Below are 22106 nucleotides of genomic sequence, written 5' to 3' on the forward strand. Positions count from 1 at the left end.
GTCGTTCTAATGGAACCTAAATAATGCGTACTACCCAATATCTGCTCTCTACTCTGAAAGAGACCCCTGCTGACGCCGAAGTGGTCAGTCATCAGCTGATGCTGCGCGCCGGGATGATCCGTAAACTTGCTTCAGGTCTGTACAACTGGATGCCGACCGGTGTCCGCGTATTACGCAAAGTTGAAAAGATCGTACGTGAAGAGATGGAAAATGCCGGTTCACTGGAAATCTCCATGCCGGTGGTTCAGCCCGCAGATTTATGGCTGGAGAGCGGACGCTGGGAACAGTACGGTCCGGAGCTGCTCCGTATTACCGACCGCGGCGATCGCCAGTTTGTTCTGGGTCCGACGCACGAAGAAGTGGTCACGGACATCATCCGTAACGAAGTGACATCTTACAAACAGCTGCCGCTGAATGTGTTCCAGATCCAGACCAAATTCCGTGATGAAGTCCGTCCGCGTTTTGGTGTGATGCGCTCCCGTGAATTCATCATGAAAGATGCGTACTCTTTCCACCTGACTCAGGATTCTCTGCAGGAGACGTACGATACGATGTATCAGGCGTACAGCAAAATCTTCAACCGTATCGGACTGGATTTCCGTGCAGTAATGGCAGATACCGGCTCTATCGGCGGAAGTGCATCCCACGAGTTCCAGGTTCTGGCACAGAGCGGCGAAGATGATGTGATTTTCTCCTCTGAGTCCGATTACGCGGCCAATATCGAACTGGCGGAAGCGGTCTGCAACATTACTGAGCGCCCTGCACCGCAGAAAGCAATGGAACTGGTTGATACACCAAACGCGAAAACTATCGCGGAGCTGGTTGAACAGTTTAATCTGCCGGTTGAGAAAACCGTCAAAACCCTGATTGTTCACGGCAGCAAAGAGAGCGGCCACAAACTGGTTGCGCTGCTGGTGCGCGGTGATCACGAACTCAACGAAGTGAAAGCGGAAAAACATCCGCTGGTTGCTTCTCCGCTGGAGTTCGCGACAGAAGAAGAGATCCGCGCAGCCGTGAATGCGGGCCCGGGTTCACTGGGGCCGGTCAATCTGCCGCTGCCGGTGGTCGCTGACCGTACTGTTGCCATGATGAGTGATTTCGGTGCCGGTGCGAATATCGACGGCAAACACTATTTCGGTATCAACTGGGAGCGTGATGCTGCCCTGCCGGAAGTGGCGGATATCCGTAATGTGGTCGCCGGTGACCCGAGCCCGGACGGCAAAGGTACTCTGATGATCAAGCGCGGGATTGAAGTCGGTCATATCTTCCAGCTCGGTAAAAAATATTCCGAAGCACTGAAAGCGACTGTTCAGAACGAAGCCGGTCACAACGAAGTGGTCTTTATGGGTTGCTACGGTATCGGAGTCACCCGTATTGTTGCCGCAGCGATTGAGCAGAACTTCGACGATCGCGGAATTATCTGGCCGGATGCGATTGCACCGTTCCAGGTTGCTCTGCTGCCGATGAATATGCACAAATCTTACCGCGTGAAAGAAGTGGCGGAAAAACTCTACGCTGATCTGACCGCTCAGGGCATTGAAGTGATCTTTGATGACCGTAAAGAGCGTCCGGGTGTGATGTTTGCGGATATGGAACTGATGGGGATCCCGCATACCATCGTTATCGGTGATCGCAACCTCGACAGCGGTGTGGTGGAATATAAATACCGCCGCAGCGAAGATAAATCTCTTATCGCGCTGGATGACGTTGTCAGTGTGCTGAAAGAGAAAATCATCACTGCCTGATTATCAGTGCTGTGAATACAAAAAGGCTGAACATCTGTTCAGCCTTTTTTATGCCTGCGGGAGCCGGAAGAACTTACTGACAACCGCGTGATTTATCCAGTACGGATTTGCCGGTCTGGATCAGCGCCTGATCAAACTGGCCGTCTTCCATGGACGGACGGATGGTGTAATACCCTTCCACTTCCAGATAGACAGGTTTTCCGCCTTCAACGCCCAGCTTGCCGTAGCCCTGCTCTAAACCGATATTGCCCGGTACCGCGTAAACCACACCGGTCTGGCAATCTTTAAACGTTGCCGCATCCGCCATATAACGATATTCACCTTTCAGCTGTACCGGTTTCACCATTTTCAGGGTGTAGTTCAAATCCGATTTAACCGGGTTGCCGTCGATATCCAGCATTACCAGCGATTTATCCTGCGGATCATAATAAGCACGCTGCCCGGCAGTATCGGTCAGACGCAGTTTTTCGCCGTCTTTCGCCCAGGTCCCGGTTTCAAAGAAGGTCTGGTTGCCGTCGCGGGTTTCCAGATAGGTGCGCTGCATAACATAGGTGCCGTCACCTTCCAGTAAAACGGTCACATCCATGCCGGAGCAATCGGCACACGGAACCACGCCGTTATAGGCACGGTCAAGAACATGGACTTCCGGAGTTGGTGGCACAACCACTGTCGAACTACAGGCCGTAATGCTGAAAATGCCTGCCGCCAATAAGAGTTTTGTCAGATTTTTCATGTTTCCCCCTGAACATCAGATGAGGTAATGTTAGCAAAATGATTGTCAGTTTTTGTATATTCACGCGCTTTCAGACAATTACGCATTTTTATTTTTAAAATGGCAATGATTTTCCTCAAAACAGTGATAAACAATATGTTTTGCCGATAATAAAATGTAATCAGTAATAGCCAATATGATAACTATGATATAGTCTGCTGGGAGCGATGAGGCTATTTGAATAACCATCCGCGGATGATACCGCAAGCGAAAGTATGGTGAGGGAATATGTCTGCAGAAAACGAATATCAACCAATTAATTGTGATGACTATGACAACCTCGAACTGGCCTGCCAGCATCATATGGTACTGGAAGTGACCTTACAGGGGGGCGATGTTCTGACAGGAAAAGCGACCGATTTGGTGCTCCGGAAGAAAGTAGAATACCTTGTTGTCACGATTGACAACGAACTGCGGGAGCTTCGTCTGGACTCTATTGTCAGCTTCAGTCATCCCGAACTGGGAACAGTGGTTATTGATCACTCACCGTCCTGAATAACTCTGCAACCCCGTCCGCGGGGTTGTTTTTTTCCTGCATAATCATCAGTTTTGCCTCATCCGCTTCTCCCTCTTTCGTGACAAATACCCCGACCGCCGCTATCAGCGTATCGTTATACCAGAGCAGCGGTGTGCGTTCGCGCAGCCAGGGCGCAACGCCGCATTCCTGCCACAGCTTTTTGGCTGATCGCCCGCGATCACGGCCGCAGATATGATAATGCCCCTGCAAACCAAAACGGACAGTCACCTGTTCATCCGGGCGCGGCGGACGCACCACAGAAGCCACATCCTGTGTAGTGACCGTTTCCGCCATCCGCAAAATGCCGGCATCATCAGGCAGTTGCAGCGCAGAGTGCAGATCCCACGGCAGGCAATAGTCTGATAACCCAGCGGTTTTTTCTGTCACATGCAGTTTATTCTGATAACGGCGGATGGTGACCGGTTTCAGATAATAGCCCGGCTCTGCATCCGGTTTCGCCAGTGCCACTTCCTGCCAGAGCAGTGCCAACTGATGCTGTGACGGCATCTGCACACCACAGTGTTTCAGCCAGCGGCGCAGTATGCCGTTGCGTTTCGCCGTCCCGGCGCTGAGCAGCGGGATAAAAGATAACCCGTTATCCGCATCCGTTAACTGCATAAGTTCCGGCAGCAGCAGTTCATCCAGCAGGGCTTCCTGTTCACCGCAAAGCGCGGCACTGCGGGAAACTGCCTGAGCAAAGTGCGGCCAGCGGGCATTCAGTTGCGGTAATACCGCATGGCGCAGAAAATTGCGGTCATAACGGCGATCCTGATTACTGTCATCCTCGACCCAGGAAAGCTGATAATATTGTGCATACTGTTCGAGCTGAGCACGGCTGAAGGAGAGTAACGGACGGATCAGCGGATTGGCACCGAATGCCATCTGTTCCGGCATTGCAGAGAGACCGGCAGGGCCGCTGCCGCGTTTTAAGGCAAGAAAGAAGGTTTCGCTCTGATCATCCAGATGCTGTGCGGTTACCAGCGCCTCATCCGGAGCTATCACTTCACGGAAAGCCTGATAGCGGGCATCTCTGGCGGCAGCTTCGATCCCTTTTTTGCGGGGATCCACCTGCACGCGGCACACCTGAAACGGAACAGAGAGTGAATCGCAGAATGTCCGGCAGTGATCTGCCCAGTCATCCGCCAGCGGATTTAATCCGTGATGAATGTAGACTGCCCGCAACCGCAATGCCGGACGCTCAGCGGTCTGCCACTGCCGCAGAGCATGCAGCAGGACAACGGAATCAAGCCCGCCGCTCAGTCCCGCCAGGATTGCCTGCTGAGAGGCAAACACACGGCGGAACACGGCAGACAGTGATTCACAAAAGGCAGTATCCACAACCGGTTATCAGCAGTAGCCGTAGCTCATCAGGCGCTCATAGCGGCGATTAGCCAGAGACTCGCTGTCCAGTTTATCCAGCTCTTCCAGATCAGACAGGATCTGTGCTTTCAGGGATGCGGCAACCGCTTCATAATCACGGTGCGCGCCGCCCAGCGGCTCAGGGATCACATTGTCGATCAGTTTCAGCTCTTTCAGACGCGGCGCGGTGATCCCCATCGCTTCTGCGGCGATCGGCGCTTTATCCGCACTTTTCCACAGAATCGAGGCACAACCTTCCGGTGAAATCACAGAGTAAGTGCTGTATTGCAGCATATTCACTTTGTCGCCCACTGCAATCGCCAGTGCACCGCCGGAACCGCCTTCCCCGACCACGGTACAGACAGTCGGTACTTTCAGGCGGGACATTTCACGCAGGTTACGGGCAATCGCCTCAGACTGGCCGCGCTCTTCCGCGCCCACGCCCGGATAGGCCCCCGGGGTGTCGATAAAGGTGATCACCGGCAGATTAAAGCGCTCTGCCAGTTCCATCAGACGCAGGGCTTTGCGGTAACCTTCCGGTGCCGGCATGCCGAAGTTACGGCGGATTTTTTCTTTGGTTTCACGGCCTTTCTGATGGCCGATAATCATCACCGGACGACCGTCCAGACGGGCAATCCCGCCGACAATCGCTTTGTCATCCGCATATGCGCGGTCGCCTGCCAGTTCCTGAAAATCGGTAAAGATCAGTTTGACGTAATCCAGGGTATACGGACGACGCGGATGGCGTGCCAGCTGAGCAATCTGCCAGGCACCCAGGTCAGCGAAAATCTTACGTGTCAGTTCCAGACTCTTCGCCCGTAAGCGTTCAACTTCTTCGTCAAGATTGATATCGAGTGATTCATCCTGGCGGCTGACCGCGGTCAGCGAATCAATTTTCGCCTCTAACTCGGCAATCGGCTGTTCAAAATCCAGAAAATTAAGACTCATAATGTTCCTATTTTAGTCAAATTCTAATTCTACCTGCTCATTACCCAGCAGAGTCCGCAGATCCGTCAGAAGGGTATCGGTCGGGGTGACCCGCCAGGTGGCACCGAAACGCATCCGCGCTCTGGCATCGTCCTTCTGGTAATAAAGGTGAACCGGTATTGTCCCGGAGCGGTGCGGTTCAAGCGCACCGCGCAGCCGGTGCAGCAGTTGTTCGTCAATTTGCCCGTCCGTGAGCGAGATAGCAAGCCCGCGCGCATATTTTTCGCGTGCTTCGCTGATATCCAGCAGCTCCCTGACCACCATTTTAAGCCCGCCGCTGAAATCATCAAAGCTGACCTGCCCGGAAGCAATCAGAATGCGATCCTGTTCGAGCAGATGCTGGTAACGTTCCAGTGCATCGGAAAATAGCATAATTTCCAGCCGGCCGGAACGATCATCGAGGGTACAGACACCAATCCGGTTTCCCCGTTTGGTGGTGATCACCTTGGAAGCCAGCACCAGACCGACTACCGTGGTCATCTGACCACGCGGTGTCGGGTTAACATCTTTCAGACGTAAACCATGAGTATAGCGCTCAATCTCTTTCAGATAACGGTTTATCGGATGTCCGGTAAGATACAGCCCGAGTGTTTCCCGCTCCCCTTCGAGGATAATTTCGTCCTGCCATTTCGGAATATTGGCATAAGAGCGCTCTACCTGCTCCGGTGCCTCTGCCAGTACCCCGAACATATCCGCCTGACCGATGGCTTCCGCTTTGGCGTGCTGATCCGCTGCTTTCAGCGCATCCTCCAGTGAGGACATCAGCGCGGCGCGGTGCGGCCCCAGCCGGTCAAACGCGCCGGACATAATGAGTTTTTCCATTACGCGGCGGTTCAGTTTTTTGGTGTCCGTACGGGCACACAAATCAAAAATATCCTTGAAATACCCGTCCTTACGGGCTTCCAGAATCGCTTCGATCGGGCCTTCGCCGACACCTTTAATCGCACCGATACCATAGACTATCTCACCTTCATCATTGACATGGAAGTGATACAGTCCGCTGTTGATATCCGGCGGCAATACTTTCAGACCCATCCGCCAGCATTCATCCACCAGCCCGACGACTTTTTCGGTGTTATCCATATCCGCCGTCATCACGGCAGCCATAAATTCCGCCGGATAGTGTGCTTTCAGCCACAGTGTCTGATAGGAAACCAGCGCGTAGGCAGCGGAGTGAGATTTGTTAAACCCGTAGCCGGCGAATTTCTCCACCAGGTCAAAGATTTTCATGGACAGCTCGGCATCGATGCCGTTTTTCACCGCGCCCTCTTCAAATACCGAGCGCTGTTTTGCCATCTCTTCCGGCTTTTTCTTACCCATTGCACGGCGCAGCATATCCGCGCCGCCCAGGGTATAGCCCGCCAGCACCTGGGCAATCTGCATCACCTGTTCCTGATAGAGGATGATGCCGTACGTCGGTTCCAGTACCGGCTGCAGGGATTCATGCTGCCATTCCACATCCGGGTAAGAGATGGCCTCACGTCCGTGTTTACGGTCGATAAAGTTATCCACCATGCCCGACTGCAGCGGGCCGGGCCGGAACAGCGCCACCAGGGCTATCATGTCTTCAAAGCTGTCCGGACGCAGACGTTTGATCAGATCCTTCATGCCGCGGGATTCAAGCTGGAAGACCGCTGTGGTTTCCGAGCGCTGCAGCATATCAAAGCTTTTCTGGTCGTCGAGCGGGATAGCCGCGATATCCACCGGCGGCTTGCCTTTTTTCTCATTGCGCGGGTTAATCATGCCCAGCGCCCAGTCGATAATCGTCAGTGTACGCAGACCGAGGAAGTCGAACTTCACCAGACCGGCATATTCCACGTCGTTTTTATCAAACTGCGTGACCGGGTTATTCCCTTCCGGGTCGCAGTAAAGTGGTGCGAAATCGGTAATTTTTGTCGGCGCGATCACCACACCACCGGCGTGTTTGCCGGCGTTACGTGTCACCCCTTCCAGGATACGCGCCATATCGATCAGCGCCCTGACTTCCTCATCGGCCTCATACACCTCGCCGAGCTGCGGCTCTGCCGCAAAGGCTTTTTCCAGTGTCATACCGGGATCCGGCGGCACCAGTTTGGAAATTCTGTCGACAAACCCGTACGGATGCCCCAGTACACGGCCGACATCGCGGATAACCGCTTTTGCCGCCATCGTACCGAAGGTAATAATCTGAGAAACGGCATCACGCCCGTACATTTCGGCTACGTGATCAATCACGCGGTCACGTTTTTCCATGCAAAAGTCGACGTCAAAGTCAGGCATGGAGACACGTTCCGGGTTCAGGAAGCGTTCGAACAGAAGGTCGAACTCCAGTGGATCCAGATCGGTGATTTTCAGGGAGTACGCCACCAGTGAACCGGCACCGGAACCACGTCCCGGCCCCACCGGCACATTGTTATCCTTCGACCACTGGATAAACTCCATCACGATCAGGAAGTAGCCGGGGAAGCCCATCTGGTTAATCACTTTCAGTTCAACATCCAGACGCTCGTCATATTCCGGGCGGCGCTGCGCACGCACTTCCGGATCCGGGAACAGGAACGCCAGGCGCTCCTCCAGTCCCTCTTTCGAGCGTTTGACCAGATAATCTTCCGTGCTCATGTCCCCGGTCGGGAACTGCGGCAGGAAATACTCGCCGAGACGGATAGTGACGTTACAACGCTTAGCAATTTCGACGCTGTTCTGCAGTGCTTCCGGGATGTCGGCGAACAGTTCGCACATCTCGTCCTCACTGCGCAGATATTGCTGAGGGCTGTAGAGTTTCGGACGTTTCGGATCCGCTAACGTATAACCATCATGAATGGCTACGCGGATTTCATGGGCGTCAAAATCCTCACTGCTGATAAAGCGGACATCATTGGTCGCCACCACCGGCAGAGATTTCTCTGTCGCCAGCTGTACCGCAGCATGCAGATAGCTTTCCTCATCCTGGCGGCCGGTACGGATAAGCTCCAGATAGAAGCTGTCCGGGAAGTGGGTCTGCCAGAATTCCAGCGCCTGCTCCACCAGGGCGCTGTTACCGCGCAGCAGAAACTTACCCACATCCCCCTTGCGCCCGCCGGAGAGAATAATCAGCCCTTCTTTATGATTAACCAGCCAGTCGCGCTGAATGGTCGGTCCCTGTGCACCGTAGCCTTTCTGATAGGCTTCGGAGATAAGCAGGGTCAGGTTCTGATAACCGGTATTATTGCGTGCCAGAATCGTGAGTGACGCCAGTTCATCACCCAGCAGCTCGCTTTCCATCAGGAAATCCGCGCCGACAATCGGTTTCACCCCGGCGCCGTGCGCACTGCCGTAAAATTTAACCAGCCCGCACAGGTTAGTGAAGTCCGTAATCGCCATCGCCGGCATATTCATCGACGCCACTTTTTTGACCAGCGGTCCGGTTTTCGCCAGTCCGTCAATCATGGAATAGTCGCTGTGAATATTAAGATGAATAAAACGCGGTTCCGCCATTACGCCATCCTCACTTACTGATACCGGCCAGCGCGCGGCGGACCGGGCCAAAACTGGTGCGGTGATGCTCTGTCACCCCATACTGCGCCAGCATCTCAAGATGCAGCGCCGTCGGGTAACCTTTGTGTTTTGCAAATCCGTACTGCGGGAATTGTTTATCCAGCTCCGCCATTTCGCGATCCCGCGTGACTTTTGCCAGTATCGATGCCGCACTGATCTCAGGCACCAGACCGTCACCCTTGATCACTGCCTGAGCAGGGACACCAAAATCCGGCGCTTTGTTGCCGTCCACCAGTACAAAACCCGGACGCACCGGCAACCCGGCAACCGCCCGCTGCATCGCCAGGAATGTGGCCTGTAAAATATTGATTTGATCAATTTCCGCCGCTTCCGCGCGGCCGATACTCCAGTACAGTGCCTTTTCCTGAATTTCAGCAAACAGGCGCTCACGTTTTTTCTCCGTGAGCTTTTTGGAGTCCGCCAGACCGTCGATCGGGTTCTGCGGATCAAGAATAACGGCAGCGGTTACCACCGCGCCGACCAGCGGCCCGCGGCCGACTTCATCGACACCGGCAATCAGTGCCGCGTCCGGATAAACAAAATCCATTAATTACTCGCTATATCTGATACGGCCTGTGCCGCCTGATTATCCGCATCAAGACGGATTTTCTGATGAAGTTCCAGGAAGGTTTCTCTGAGTTTATCCACGGCTTCACCGCCCTGCAACAGCGGCAGCAGTGCATTTGCCAGCAGATCACTGCGGCACTCATCCTGTAACAGTTCCGGCACGATCTCACGCCCTGCCAGCAGGTTCGGCAGTGACACATACGAAGTTTTGACCAGCCGTTTCGCCAGCCAGAACGTGAACGGCTTCATGCGATAGCCCACGACCATCGGGCATTTCGCCAGCATGCACTCCAGTGCCGCCGTACCTGACGCCAGCAGTGCGGCGTCCGAGGCAATCATGGCATCACGGGCGCGGCCGTCAAGCAGGTGCACATCCAGTTCCGGGGCAATTTCCTGTTTGATAGCTTCAAATTCAGCGCGGCGTTTCGCATTTACCAGCGGCACCACAATCTGTAAATCCGGCAGTGCCTGCCGCAGCAGTTGCGCGGTTTTCAGAAAATCGCCGCTGAGCATCGAGACTTCCGCGTGACGGCTGCCCGGCAGTATTGCCAGACACGGCGCGGACGGATCCAGCCCCAGTGCGTCACGGGCAGCGGTTTTGTCCGGCTGCAACGGCAGTGCATCTGCCATAGTGTGGCCGATAAAGCGGCACGGCACATTGTATTTGTCGTAAAACGCTTTTTCGAACGGCAGGAAAGCCAGCACCAGATTGGTCGCTTTGGCGATTTTAAAGACCCTGTTCTGCCGCCACGCCCAGACTGACGGACTGACATAGTGGATCGTTTTGATCCCGGAAGACTTTAACCGTCCTTCCAGGGTGATATTGAAATCCGGTGCATCAATACCGACAAAAACATCCGGCTTCAGTTCACGGAAGCGGCGGGTGAGATCACGGCGGATGGAGAGCAGACGCGGCAGGCGCCCCAGCACTTCCACAATGCCCATCACCGCCAGTTCTTCCATTTCATACCAGGTTTCACAGCCTTCCGCCTGCATCAGCGGACCAGCAACCCCGAAGAAACGAACATCCGGATATTTTTCTTTCAGTGCGCGCATTAAGCCTGCGCCGAGAATATCGCCGGAGGTTTCTCCGGCGACAATACCTATCGTGAGCGGACGAGGTGATACCGACATGGCAGCCCCCGCAATTACGGACGGATGATCCCGCGTTCAGCGGTATCCAGGAAGTCAGCGAAGGTTTTTACATGGACATTTTCTTTCGCCAGTTCAGCCAACTGCACTTTGGCTTCTGCCAGCGTCAGATTACTGCGGTACAGGACTTTATAGGCATTCTGTAACGCACTGATATCGTCTTTATCAAAACCACGGCGTTTGAGGCCGATAGCATTGAGGCCGAAGGCGGTCACATGGTTACCCTGCGCGATTAAGAACGGCGGGATATCCTGCGCCACACCTGAACAGCCGCCGACCATCACGTGCTCACCGATACGGCAGAACTGATGAACAGCCGATAAGCCACCCAGGATGACATAATCATCCAGCGTGACATGACCCGCCAGGGTTCCGTTGTTGGCAATGATACAATGGTTGCCGATCACACAGTCGTGAGCAACATGGGCATTGATCATCAGCAGGTTGTCGTTACCGATACGGGTAACGCCGGTGTCCTGCGCGGTGCCGCGATGAATAGTCACACTTTCGCGGATACGGTTACGATCACCGATTTCAACGCGGGTCGGTTCACCTTTGTATTTCAGATCCTGGTTTATCTCACCAATGGAGGCAAACTGGAAAATCTGGTTATCACGACCAATTTTGGTATGACCATTAATCACAACATGGGACTTGATTTCAGTCCCCTCACCGATCTCAACATCCGCACCAATACAGCAGAAAGGACCGATGGTGACATTGGCACCAATAACGGCGCCGTCTTCGATAATGGAAGACGGGTGGATCCGGGCGGTTTTATCGATCATTTATTACCCCTCACGGCGGCGTGCACACATCATGGTAGCTTCGCAGGCAACTTCTCCGTCAACTTTCGCAACACCCGTGAAACGGGCAACGCCGCGGCGTTCCTTATGGAAAGTCACTTCGAGGATCATCTGGTCTCCCGGCAGTACCGGGCGTTTAAAGCGACAGTCATCGATGGCGGCAAAATAATACAATTCGCCCGGCTCTAATTTACCCAGGCTTTTGAACGCCAGAATGCCGGTGGCCTGAGCCATCGCTTCCAGAATAAGAACGCCCGGAAAAATTGGTTTGCCCGGGAAATGCCCCTGGAAAAACGGCTCATTGAATGATACGTTTTTCACGGCACGTAAAAATTTACCTTCTTCAAAATCCAGCACGCGATCCACTAATAAAAACGGATACCGGTGCGGAAGAAGCTCTAAAATTTCATCAATTTTGAGAGTATGGTTGTCACTCATCAGAATACTCTTCCTGTCTCTTTGTCATATGTCTTATTAATAACACGGCCTGCTATACCCGTCACGCGGTTAGCAGGCCGCAAAAATACCGCAAAATGCGCTGTTATTTATCGTCGTTATCCAGCTGCCTTTCGACCGCCTTCAGGCGTTTATTCATTTCGCTGATGTTCATCACCAGCGCGGCAGTTTTACGCCATGTTTTATTTGGCTGTAACGGAATACCGGAGGAGTATACACCCGGTTCGGTGATAGGCCGCATTACCATGCCCATGCCTGTCACGACGACGCGATCGCAGATTTCCATATGACCATTAATGACGCTTGCTCCGCCAATCATACAGTTGCGGCCGATTTTCAGGCTCCCGGCCATAATCACACCACCGGCTACTGCGGTGTTGTCGCCGATTATGACGTTATGGGCAATCTGGCACTGGTTATCAATGATAACACCATTACCGATTACCGTATTTTCTAATGCACCACGGTCGATAGTGGTACAGGAGCCGATTTCAACCCGGTCACCGATAATAACGGAACCCAGCTGAGGGATTTTAACCCACTGACCGCGATCGTTGGCATAACCGAATCCGTCCGCACCGATAACGGTGCTGGAATGAACCAGACAGCCTTCGCCAATCACAATCCCGTGGTACACGGTGACATTTGCCCAGATACGGGTTTTGGCACCGATGGTGGTATTTTTGCCGACAAACGATCCTGCGCCGATGATAACATCGTCACCCAGAACCACGCCGGACTCAATGACAGCATTCGCACCGACCGACACATTGGCCCCGAGAGAGGCTGACGGGTCAATCACGGCAGACGGATGGATATTCTCAGCCGGAGCCGGTGTGGTATCCATAATCTGCGCCATATGCGCATACGCCAGGTACGGGTCTTTCACCACAAGGGCCGCGACCTGACAAAACGGTAAATCGTCTTCACGCAATACCACAGCACCCGCCTGACAACCAGCCAGTTTTTCCCGGTAACGGGCATCAGACAGAAAGGTAATTTGCCCGCTGTTTGCTGAATGCATAGGCGCGATACCGGTGATGACGAGATCGCCATCACCGTGTAACGTTGCATTCAACTGCTGAGCGAGATCAGCTAATCGAATGGAAGACATTAATTATTTAACCTGTTTCAGAACGTCAGCAGTGATATCAATGCCGGAAACAGAGTAAGCAACTGCGTTAGCATCGATCACAACGTCATATCCGCCTTTTGAAGCAACAGATTTCACTGCATCTTCAACACGTTTCATGACTTTGTTGCGCTCTTCCATCTGACGTTTCTGGAAATCCTGGTCAAATGCCTGGGCTTTTTTCGCGAAGTCAGCACGTTTGGTGTCGAATTCACCTGCCAGTTTCTGACGCTCGCTGTCTTTCATGGTCGCGCCGTCTTTCTGCAGTTTCTGAGCACGGGTCTGCAGATCTTTTTCTAAACTCTGCAGTTCAGTACCACGGCTTTTGAATTCGCTTTCCAGTTGTTTTGCTGCCGCTTCACGGCCCGGCATTTTCTGGACAACTTCACCGATGTTGACAACCGCGATCTTGTCAGCAGCCTGAGCAGCACCGGCAGACATCGCTAATACCATACCCACGCTGGCAGCAGTTAATAACTTTTTCACAATAAAACCCCTTAAACACCATTTACTGGTTGGATATTAAACCCAATGGTAAAGATTCCCTTTGCACACTGAGCGTACTGGTTATTACGCATGGTAACCCTGTACTGCAATTACCAGGTCTTACCGATATTAAACTGGAACTGTTCTGTCCGGTCACCCTGGTAGTCTTTGATTGGCTTCGCATACGAGAAGACCAATGGTCCGAGCGGAGAAATCCACTGGAACGCAACACCGGTGGAAACACGGATGTTCCCTGCTTTACTGTAATCAGGAATACCATACTTCTGCATAAGCTCAGTATTGTCCCAATTGGTATCCCACACTGTACCGGCATCCACAAAGAGTGATGTGCGGACAGAATTCGTGTATTTTTCATCGATAAACGGTGTCGGTGTAATCAGTTCCATACTGGCCACCGCCATCGCGTTACCCCCGATAGCATCACGGGACGGGCTGTCGCTGCGTAACTTATCGGATGCCCCGTCATAGTAGACTGCTTTCGGACCGATGGTATTGGAACGGAAACCACGGACGGTACCGGACCCACCGGCATAGAAGTTCTCATAGAACGGCAGTTCTTTGCCGCCGAGACCATCACCGAAGCCTAAACGACCGCGTCCCATCACAACCCAGCTGCCGTTTTCGTCAATCGGGTAGTAGCCGGTGGTATCTGCGATCAGTTTATAGTATTCGTTATCAGAGCCCGGAACCGTGACTTTCGCACTCACAGTGGATTTCACACCGGAGGTCGGGAAGTAACCACGGTCGAGGTTGTTATAAACCCACGCAGTTGTCAGGGTAAAGTCATCGGCACGGAATTCCGCACGATCTTTATAGTTCGGCTCTTCACCCATTGAGTGCAGATAACGCCACATATTAACCTGTGGTTCCATACGTGACAGGGTGTTATGCACATAACCCAGACCTAAACGGAGGGAGTTATTTTCGTTGATCGGGAAGCCGAGCGTTCCGTCCACACCATAGGTTTTGTTGGTGTAACCGGACAAGTCTGCATCATCCGCACGGAAGTCGTTGTAGAAAATACGGCCGCCGAGACTCACACCATCAACCGTGAAGAACGGGTCAGTCAGTGACAGTTCAGCGTACGTTGAGTAGTCGTTCTTACTGGCGTTCGCACCAACCTGATAACCGGTACCTAACCAGTTATCCTGGGTGACACCCACCTGGAAGCTGACGCCGCTCTCTGTACCGAAGCCCACACCAAAGTTCAGGGAACCGGTGTTACGCTCTTTGACTTTATAGACGACATCGACCTGATCCGGCACACCCGGCACACGCTGGGTTTCCACCTCAACGGTTTCAAAGTAACCGGTACGGTTCAGACGCTCTTTACCGGCTTCAACCAGATCGTTACCTAACCATGCCCCTTCCATCTGACGCATTTCACGGCGCAGAACGGAGTCTTTACTCACGTCGTTACCGGCGAAACGGATCTGGCGGACATAGAAACGGTTACCGGCATCCACATTCACATGCAGAACCACGGTTTTATCGGCTTCATTAATTTCCGGCTGGGTCATGACGCGCGGATACGCATAGCCGTAACGGCCGAGCATATTTTTGACATCATTCTCCATTTTGGTGACCTGAGCACCATTATAGAGTGAACCCGGCTCAATGGCGGTCAGCTCGGTGATTTCAGCGGAGTGACCGGCCGTTTCACCTGCAACCTGAACCCCGGCAATCTGATACTGCTCGCCCTCGGTCACGTTGATGGTGATATAGATACCTTTTTTGTCCGGCGTCAGGCTGACCTGAGTCGAATCAATATTGAATTTCGCGTAACCGCGATCCAGATAGAAGCTGCGCAGGGTTTCAAGGTCACCGGCCAGTTTCTGTTTCTGGTATTTCTGATCAGCCGCCAGGTTCCACCACGGTACATCATCACGCAGCTGGAAACGGTTAACCAGTTCAGCCGTGGTAAACTGAGTGTTACCGACGATATTGATTTGCTGAATAGTCGCGGATACACCTTCCGCAAAAACGAATTTCACATCAATACGGTTGCGCGGCAGTGGTGTGACAACGGCTTTTACCGTCGCGTTATACTTACCGACACTGTGATAGAAATCTTCCAGCCCCTTTTCAATGTTTGACAGCATCGTCCGGTCAAGGGCTTCCCCGACGCGGATACGGGATGCTTCCAGGTTCTGTTTGAGCATGTCGTCCTTCACGGATTTGTTACCCGAGAAGGTGATATTTGCAATGGTCGGACGTTCCTTCACCTGAACCAGCAGTACATTACCTTCACGCAGGACGCGGACATCTTCAAAGTTACCTGTCGCGAACAGTGCGCGAATGGTACGTCCGATATCCTCATCACTGGCCGTGTCTCCTACACGGACAGGCATGTTCAGTAATGCAGCACCAACGGCGACGCGCTGAAGACCTTCAAACTGAATGTCCTGAACCACGAATCCGTCTGAACCGTATGCAGTGAAGCTGCCAAGCAGCAGCGACGCTATGAGCAACTTTTTCATCGCCATCGTTGTTATGCGTTTTCCTTACCGGTCCCGGTCTTCCTTAATCAGAAGCGGGAGAAATCATTGAAAAGTGCAAGCCCCATCAACAGTACCAGTGCCATTACACCAATACGATAACTGAAGTCTTGTACACGCTCAGACACCGGCCCGCCTTTTATCTTCTCGATAAGCAGGAATAACAGGTGTCCACCATCTAAAACTGGCAGCGGGAACAGATTTATGATCCCTAAATTGACGCTGATGAGCGCCAGAAACATCAGATAATACACTAAGCCGGAATCGGCGGAAATACCGGCACCTTTCGCAATCGATACCGGACCACTGAGATTATTCAGTTTTACATCACCGGTCACCAGCTTGCCGATCATTTTCACGGTCAGATTCATTAACTGCCAGGTTTTCCCGGTCGCCTCGGCAACCGCTTCCACCGGCCCGTACTGATGTTCCGTAATATACTGCGGGTCGAGCGGAATAACCTTTAATTCGACACCAGCAAAACCAATTTGTTTACTGCCGCCGCTGTTTTTTATCTCCGGTGTGAGAGGCACATTAATATGTTCTCCGCCCCGCTCAATCAGTAAATCGAGCGTTTTACCGGGACTATTACGTACAAAGAGCGTAAACGGCTGCCAGACCGTAAGCGGCTCCCCGCTTACTTTAACGATCCTGTCCCCCGGTTGTAAACCGGCTTTTTCAGCAGGCCCCCCGGGCGTCAGTGCATTAATCTCATTACTGACCTTTGCGGACACCGGCATGATCCCCAGAGACAGGACAGCATCCTGTTTTTCCGGATCAAATTTCCAGCGGGTGAGATCGAGGCGTTTTTCCGCCGGGGCTGACCCCGGTTCCGGAACCACATTCAGAACGGTAAAATCATCGCCGATTTTACTGATCATCGCCATCCGCACACTATTCCAGTCAGGCGTTTCGATGCCGTCAACGGCATTTAGTTCCATCCCGGGCAAAATATTTGCCTGTTCTGCGACCGACCCCGCGCGGATATCCGCCACGACCGGACGAACCGCCGGCACACCGATCATAAACACAATCCAGTACGCCACGATGGCTAACAAAAAGTTAGCGATCGGCCCGGCGCTGACCACCGCCGCCCGCTGGCCGACGGTTTTGTTATTAAACGCCTGATGGCGACGCTCCGGTGCTACCGGTGCCACACGCTCATCCAGCATTTTGACATAGCCGCCGAGCGGAATCATTGCGATGACAAATTCTGTCCCGTGTTTGTCTGTACGCCGCCAGAGTGCTTTGCCGAAACCGACGGAGAACCGTTCGACAAAAATACCGCAGCGCCGGGCCACCCAAAAGTGCCCGAACTCATGTACGGTAACCAAAATCCCCAGCGCGATAACAAACGCGGCTGAGTTCCAGATAAAAGTCATCATGCGTTTTCTGTCTGCTCCCGGTGTGCTTAAAAGCCGGAGAATACTAACAGGATCAGACCGGCAAATACCGGTACTGCCGCGGTCAGGCTGTCAATGCGATCCATCACGCCGCCATGCCCCGGGATCAGCTGACTGCTGTCCTTCACGCCGGACTGACGTTTAAACATGCTTTCGGTCAGATCACCGAACACAGAAATCAGAACCACAATCACTGACACGATAATCAGGTTTTCCGGCAGTGTCTGTAACGGCGAATAGTGACTGAACAGCCAGGACACCAGACCGGCGGTAATCAGGCCACCGGCCAGACCTTCCAGGGTTTTGCCCGGCGAGACACGCGGTGCCATTTTGTGTTTGCCCAGCAGACGGCCGAAGGCATACGCCCCGGAATCCGCCGCCCAGACCAGCAGCATGACATACAGCAGCCACCAGGCCCCCTGATACACATCACCGCCCGCATATCCCTGGTTGCGCAGTACCATCATGCCGCTGTAAAACGGAACAATGGTCACCACACCGAAGATCAGGCGGATAATCACAGAATCTTTCCACAGCGCGGCGGATTTCGGGAAACTGATCACCAGCAGCACCGCACAGACCCACCAGACCAGCGCCGCCCACAGGCTGATCTGTACAGCAGCATCCGCCATCAGGTTATTCATATCCAGTGTCAGCTGCCACGCAGCCAGACCGGCGGCAAACAGCACACCGGTGACAATACGCTGTCCGGCACCTTTCAGACCGGCAAACTGCGCCCATTCCCAGCCGGCCAGACCACATACGGTAATCACCACCCAGCCGAAATGTGCCGGTGCGAGCATAAACATCGCCAGCAGTACCAGCGGAATTAAAATAATGGCAGTAATTAGACGGTACTTAAGCAACATTTCCTCCCGGAGCCTGCTCAGACTGATCATCAGGTGTGGTTCCGCCGAAACGGCGCTCACGCTGTGTAAAAGAAGTCACCGCATCGCTGAATGCGTTTTCATCAAAGTCAGGCCACAGCACTTCTGTAAAATAAAATTCGGCGTACGCAACCTGCCAGAGCAGGAAGTTACTGATACGATGCTCACCGCCGGTCCGGATCACGAGATCAATCGGCGGCTGGTCATGAAGCGAAATATGACGGCTGATATCCTGTTCGCTGACATCCTCAGCGGACAATTCCCCGCGCTGCACCTGTGCTATCACCTGTTTTACACTGTGGGTGATATCCCATCGCCCGCCGTAGTTGGCGGCGATATTCAGCTGTAAACCGGTGTTATTGGCGGTCAGCACCTGACCGCGGCGGATACGCTCCTGCAGACGCGGGCTGAACCGGCTGATATCACCGATGACGGATAATCTGACATTGTGTTTGTGCAGACTTTTGACTTCGTTGTCCAGCGCAAAGACAAACAACTCCATCAGTGAGTGGACTTCCTGTTCAGGACGGTTCCAGTTTTCACTGCTGAAGGCATAAAGTGTCAGGGATTTTATCTGGTTTTTGATGGCAAAACTGACCGAGCTGCGGACCGATTTGATCCCTGCGCGATGGCCGGAAACCCGCAATTTTCCGCGTTTTTTTGCCCAGCGGCCGTTGCCGTCCATAATAATGGCGACATGCTGAGGTCCCGGCTTTTCTGAGGCATTTTCACTGGATACTGTCACGCAAGTTAATCCTTTGAGGTATCGGTTAATACATGGCGTCAGACACAAAAACACCGTGCAGGTTCACGGTGTTGTCTCTGTTTGTCAGTGATAACGTCATGGTGTTATTAACCGGTCATTAAAAATCTGATTTACAGAAATCGCAACGCTGAACTATATCACTTGCGCTATTCACCGACAAACGCAACCCGTTAATATAAATTAATTACTTCGCGATTTTTCCGATTGATTTACGGGTCAGTTCCCGCGCCTGTTTATCAATAATAAGGACATCATCAATTGACTGAGGTTCCGTGAACCGGTGATTTTCCACTACCATACGGTTTATTTGCGCGATATCTGTGAAACGGATTCTGTTTTGTAAAAATGCCTGCACGGTTTCTTCATTCGCTGCATTCATTGCCGTGGTTGCCGCCTGCCCGTCATCACAGGCTTCGATCGCCAGTTTCAGGCACGGGTAACGGTTATAATCCGGCTCAGTGAATGTCAGGCCGCCCATACGGGTAAAATCAAGACGCTCAGCCCCGGCGGTAATACGGCCCGGATAACTCATGGAATAGCTGATCGGGGTGCGCATATCCGGTGTGCCCAGCTGCGCGATAATGCTGCCGTCAGTATAGCGGACCATGGAGTGGATCACCGACTGCGGATGCACAATCACTTCCATTTGTTTTGCTGATGCATTAAAGAAATAACGTGCCTCAATATATTCAAGGCCCTTATTCATCATCGTGGCGGAATCCACGGAAATTTTACGTCCCATTGACCAGTTCGGATGTGCACAAGCCTGATCCGGAGTCATATTGGCCAGCTCAGATAAGGTGGTTTCACGGAACGGGCCGCCGGAGCCGGTCAGAATAATGGAATCAATACCCGCGGCAGTCAGGTCAGCATGCCCGAGAGATAACTGTACGCCGGTCGGCAGAGACTGGAAAATCGCGTTGTGTTCGCTGTCGATAGGAAACAGTTCAGCGCGGCTGGTGCTCATGGCGGCAAAAAACAGACGCCCGCTGGTAATCAGCGCTTCTTTGTTCGCCAGCAGAATACGCTTGTCCGCACGGATAGCCGCGAGAGTCGGCAGCAGCCCGGCCACCCCGGTAATAGCGGCCATCACCTGATCCACTTCATCAAGCTGAACCACTTCACAGATAGCGGCACTGCCGCTGAGCACTTCGGTTGCACTGCCGTGGAGTTTCAGCTGAATGCGCAATTCACCGGCAGCCACTTCGTCGGATAACACCGCATAGCGGGGTTTAAATTCCAGACACTGTTCAAACATCGTCTGAACATTTTTCCCGGCTGCCAGAACCACCGCACGGAACAGATCCGGGTGCTGACGAATAACCGAGAGTGTGTTTTTACCGATAGATCCTGTGGATCCGAGAATTGCCAAACCTTTCATGATAAATACTCAATGTTACTTTATCGTTATTTCGAATCGCAAAAGTATAGCACTTTGGTCAACAGAGAGTGAGAAGTCATTTCCGCAACTGATAAGTAAAAAAATAGTGCCTGAGGGCACTATTTTTATATGTTCTGTTCAGCACAGCATCCGGATCAGAATTCCATCAGCTCTTTTTCTTTTGCTGCCAGTGCATCATCGATTTTTTTGATAAACAGGTCAGTCATTTTCTGAACGTCGTCCTGGGAACGGCGGTCATCATCTTCACTGATTTCTTTATCTTTCAGCAGTGCTTTGACTTTATCGTTCGCGTCACGGCGGACGTTACGCACAGCAATACGACCCTGCTCAGCGTCACCGCGGACGACTTTGATCAGGTCTTTACGGCGTTCTTCAGTCAGTGCAGGAAGCGGAACACGGATAACCGTACCGGCAGATGACGGGTTTAAACCGAGGTCAGAGGCCATAATCGCTTTTTCGATAGCCGGTGACATTGAACGGTCAAACACAGTGATAGCCAGGGTGCGTGAATCTTCCGCAACCACGTTAGCTAACTGACGCAGCGGAGTCGGTGTACCGTAATATTCAACAACGATACCGTCCAGCAGGCTCGGGGAAGCACGGCCGGTGCGCACTTTACTGATTTGGGATTTCAGCGACTCGACGCATTTTTCCATGCGTTCCTGCGCGTCTTTCTGGATTTCATTAATCACGTTATGAGTCCTTGGAAACGGGTAATTTTTCAGACCGTGCCTGTCGCGCGGCCCGCATTATAATTTTGGCGAATCGATTTATAAATGATACCGTCAAATTCCGCCGGTGTCCCGGCGTTTAGTCACGCGAAATCAAGGTACCTTCGTTCTCGCCCATCACGACACGGCGTAATGCACCGGGTTTGTTCATGTTGAAAACACGGATTGGCAGGTTATGGTCACGGGCCAGGGTAAAGGCCGCCAGATCCATCACTTTCAGTTCGCGTTCCAGCACATCCTGATAGTTGAGTTTTTCATACAGCACCGCATCCGGGTCTTTGGCCGGATCGGCTGAGTAAACACCATCCACTTTTGTGGCTTTCAGCACCACATCCGCTTCAATTTCGATCCCGCGCAGACAGGCCGCAGAATCCGTGGTAAAGAATGGGTTGCCTGTTCCGGCAGAAAAAATAACCACACGGCCGTGACGTAAAAGACTGATTGCCTCAGCCCAGCTGTAATTGTCACAAACGCCGTTGAGCGGAATCGCAGACATCAGCCGCGCATTCACATAAGCGCGATGAAGTGCATCACGCATTGCCAGACCGTTCATCACAGTTGCCAGCATACCCATATGGTCACCGACAACGCGGTTCATACCGGCTTCGGCCAGCCCTGCGCCGCGAAACAGATTGCCCCCGCCAATAACGACACCGACCTGAATCTGCAGTTCAACCAGTTCCTTAATTTCCTGCGCCATACGGTCAAGTACAGTCGCATCAATTCCGAAACCTTCATTCCCTTGTAAAGCCTCGCCACTGAGCTTCAGCAGAATACGTTGATAAACAGGTTTTGCATTGGTAGCCATGGTGTTCTGTCCTAAACAGATGAATTTATTGCCAGAGATACCCGGACGGATGCCCGGATGATAAACAGGGGTACTGCAGATAAAACAGAACCGCCTTC

At 52.8% G+C, this 22106-nt stretch carries 19 protein-coding genes; 2 read left to right on the forward strand and 17 right to left on the reverse strand.

Annotation, left to right across the window (positions count from 1 at the left end; translation table 11 throughout):
• The first annotated feature begins 23 nt into the window (after positions 1-23).
• The gene (proS, locus tag JL661_RS15230) at positions 24-1745 is read left to right on the forward strand and encodes a proline--tRNA ligase (protein ID WP_004237243.1); all 1722 of its coding nucleotides are present in this window, start codon (positions 24-26) and stop codon (positions 1743-1745) included.
• 73 nt (positions 1746-1818) lie between these two features.
• Here proS and nlpE read toward each other — a convergent pair whose 3' ends face one another.
• On the reverse strand, positions 1819-2478 hold the full coding sequence (gene nlpE / locus JL661_RS15235; protein WP_004237242.1) for an envelope stress response activation lipoprotein NlpE: 660 nt from the start codon (positions 2476-2478) through the stop codon (positions 1819-1821).
• 267 nt (positions 2479-2745) lie between these two features.
• Between nlpE and rof the strand changes: the two genes are divergently transcribed.
• Positions 2746-3012, forward strand: a complete 267-nt coding sequence (rof, locus tag JL661_RS15240; RefSeq protein ID WP_004237241.1) for a Rho-binding antiterminator — start codon at positions 2746-2748, stop codon at positions 3010-3012.
• Here rof and tilS read toward each other — a convergent pair.
• The 16 genes from tilS to pyrH form a co-directional block, all read right to left on the reverse strand.
• Complete coding sequence (tilS, locus tag JL661_RS15245) at positions 2990-4372, reverse strand: tRNA lysidine(34) synthetase TilS (RefSeq protein ID WP_015422462.1); 1383 nt, start codon at positions 4370-4372, stop codon at positions 2990-2992. The two genes, rof and tilS, sit on opposite strands and share 23 nt — an antisense overlap.
• Positions 4373-4381: 9 nt before the next feature.
• Complete coding sequence (gene accA, locus JL661_RS15250) at positions 4382-5341, reverse strand: acetyl-CoA carboxylase carboxyl transferase subunit alpha (protein WP_004237239.1); 960 nt, start codon at positions 5339-5341, stop codon at positions 4382-4384.
• A gap of 12 nt (positions 5342-5353) precedes the next feature.
• On the reverse strand, positions 5354-8833 hold the full coding sequence (gene dnaE / locus JL661_RS15255; protein ID WP_004237238.1) for a DNA polymerase III subunit alpha: 3480 nt from the start codon (positions 8831-8833) through the stop codon (positions 5354-5356).
• Positions 8834-8843: 10 nt separating this feature from the next.
• Positions 8844-9440, reverse strand: a complete 597-nt coding sequence (gene rnhB / locus JL661_RS15260; RefSeq protein ID WP_004237237.1) for a ribonuclease HII — start codon at positions 9438-9440, stop codon at positions 8844-8846.
• Positions 9440-10594, reverse strand: coding sequence for a lipid-A-disaccharide synthase (gene lpxB / locus JL661_RS15265; RefSeq protein ID WP_046024431.1), 1155 nt, complete (start codon positions 10592-10594; stop codon positions 9440-9442). Before lpxB ends, rnhB begins: the two co-directional genes overlap by 1 nt.
• A 14-nt stretch (positions 10595-10608) precedes the next feature.
• A complete protein-coding gene (lpxA, locus tag JL661_RS15270) occupies positions 10609-11400 on the reverse strand; it encodes an acyl-ACP--UDP-N-acetylglucosamine O-acyltransferase (RefSeq protein ID WP_004237235.1) in 792 nt (263 codons plus the stop codon).
• A gap of 3 nt (positions 11401-11403) precedes the next feature.
• The gene (gene fabZ / locus JL661_RS15275; protein WP_004237234.1) at positions 11404-11856 is read right to left on the reverse strand and encodes a 3-hydroxyacyl-ACP dehydratase FabZ; all 453 of its coding nucleotides are present in this window, start codon (positions 11854-11856) and stop codon (positions 11404-11406) included.
• A 103-nt stretch (positions 11857-11959) separates the two neighbouring features.
• Complete coding sequence (gene lpxD, locus JL661_RS15280) at positions 11960-12988, reverse strand: UDP-3-O-(3-hydroxymyristoyl)glucosamine N-acyltransferase (protein ID WP_062773231.1); 1029 nt, start codon at positions 12986-12988, stop codon at positions 11960-11962.
• 3 nt (positions 12989-12991) lie between these two features.
• Entirely contained in the window at positions 12992-13492 is a 501-nt protein-coding gene (locus tag JL661_RS15285) for an OmpH family outer membrane protein (RefSeq protein ID WP_004242223.1), read from the reverse strand.
• Positions 13493-13602: 110 nt separating this feature from the next.
• The gene (gene bamA / locus JL661_RS15290) at positions 13603-15999 is read right to left on the reverse strand and encodes an outer membrane protein assembly factor BamA (protein ID WP_004237231.1); all 2397 of its coding nucleotides are present in this window, start codon (positions 15997-15999) and stop codon (positions 13603-13605) included.
• 41 nt (positions 16000-16040) lie between these two features.
• Positions 16041-17396 (reverse strand): sigma E protease regulator RseP, encoded by a 1356-nt coding sequence (gene rseP, locus JL661_RS15295; RefSeq protein WP_080981018.1) that lies wholly within the window; start codon positions 17394-17396, stop codon positions 16041-16043.
• A gap of 26 nt (positions 17397-17422) precedes the next feature.
• A complete protein-coding gene (gene cdsA / locus JL661_RS15300) occupies positions 17423-18280 on the reverse strand; it encodes a phosphatidate cytidylyltransferase (protein WP_049240459.1) in 858 nt (285 codons plus the stop codon).
• Entirely contained in the window at positions 18273-18986 is a 714-nt protein-coding gene (gene uppS, locus JL661_RS15305; protein ID WP_004237228.1) for a polyprenyl diphosphate synthase, read from the reverse strand. Before uppS ends, cdsA begins: the two co-directional genes overlap by 8 nt.
• Before the next feature lie 265 nt (positions 18987-19251).
• The gene (gene ispC / locus JL661_RS15310; protein ID WP_062773228.1) at positions 19252-20448 is read right to left on the reverse strand and encodes a 1-deoxy-D-xylulose-5-phosphate reductoisomerase; all 1197 of its coding nucleotides are present in this window, start codon (positions 20446-20448) and stop codon (positions 19252-19254) included.
• 155 nt (positions 20449-20603) lie between these two features.
• Positions 20604-21161: a ribosome recycling factor gene (gene frr, locus JL661_RS15315; RefSeq protein WP_004242216.1), complete on the reverse strand. Its 558-nt coding sequence runs from the start codon at positions 21159-21161 to the stop codon at positions 20604-20606.
• A 118-nt stretch (positions 21162-21279) separates the two neighbouring features.
• A complete protein-coding gene (gene pyrH / locus JL661_RS15320; protein ID WP_015422460.1) occupies positions 21280-22008 on the reverse strand; it encodes a UMP kinase in 729 nt (242 codons plus the stop codon).
• Positions 22009-22106 lie beyond the last annotated feature (98 nt).

It is taken from the genome of Morganella morganii, assembly GCF_019243775.1.
Classification (GTDB): Bacteria; Pseudomonadota; Gammaproteobacteria; order Enterobacterales; family Enterobacteriaceae; genus Morganella; species Morganella morganii.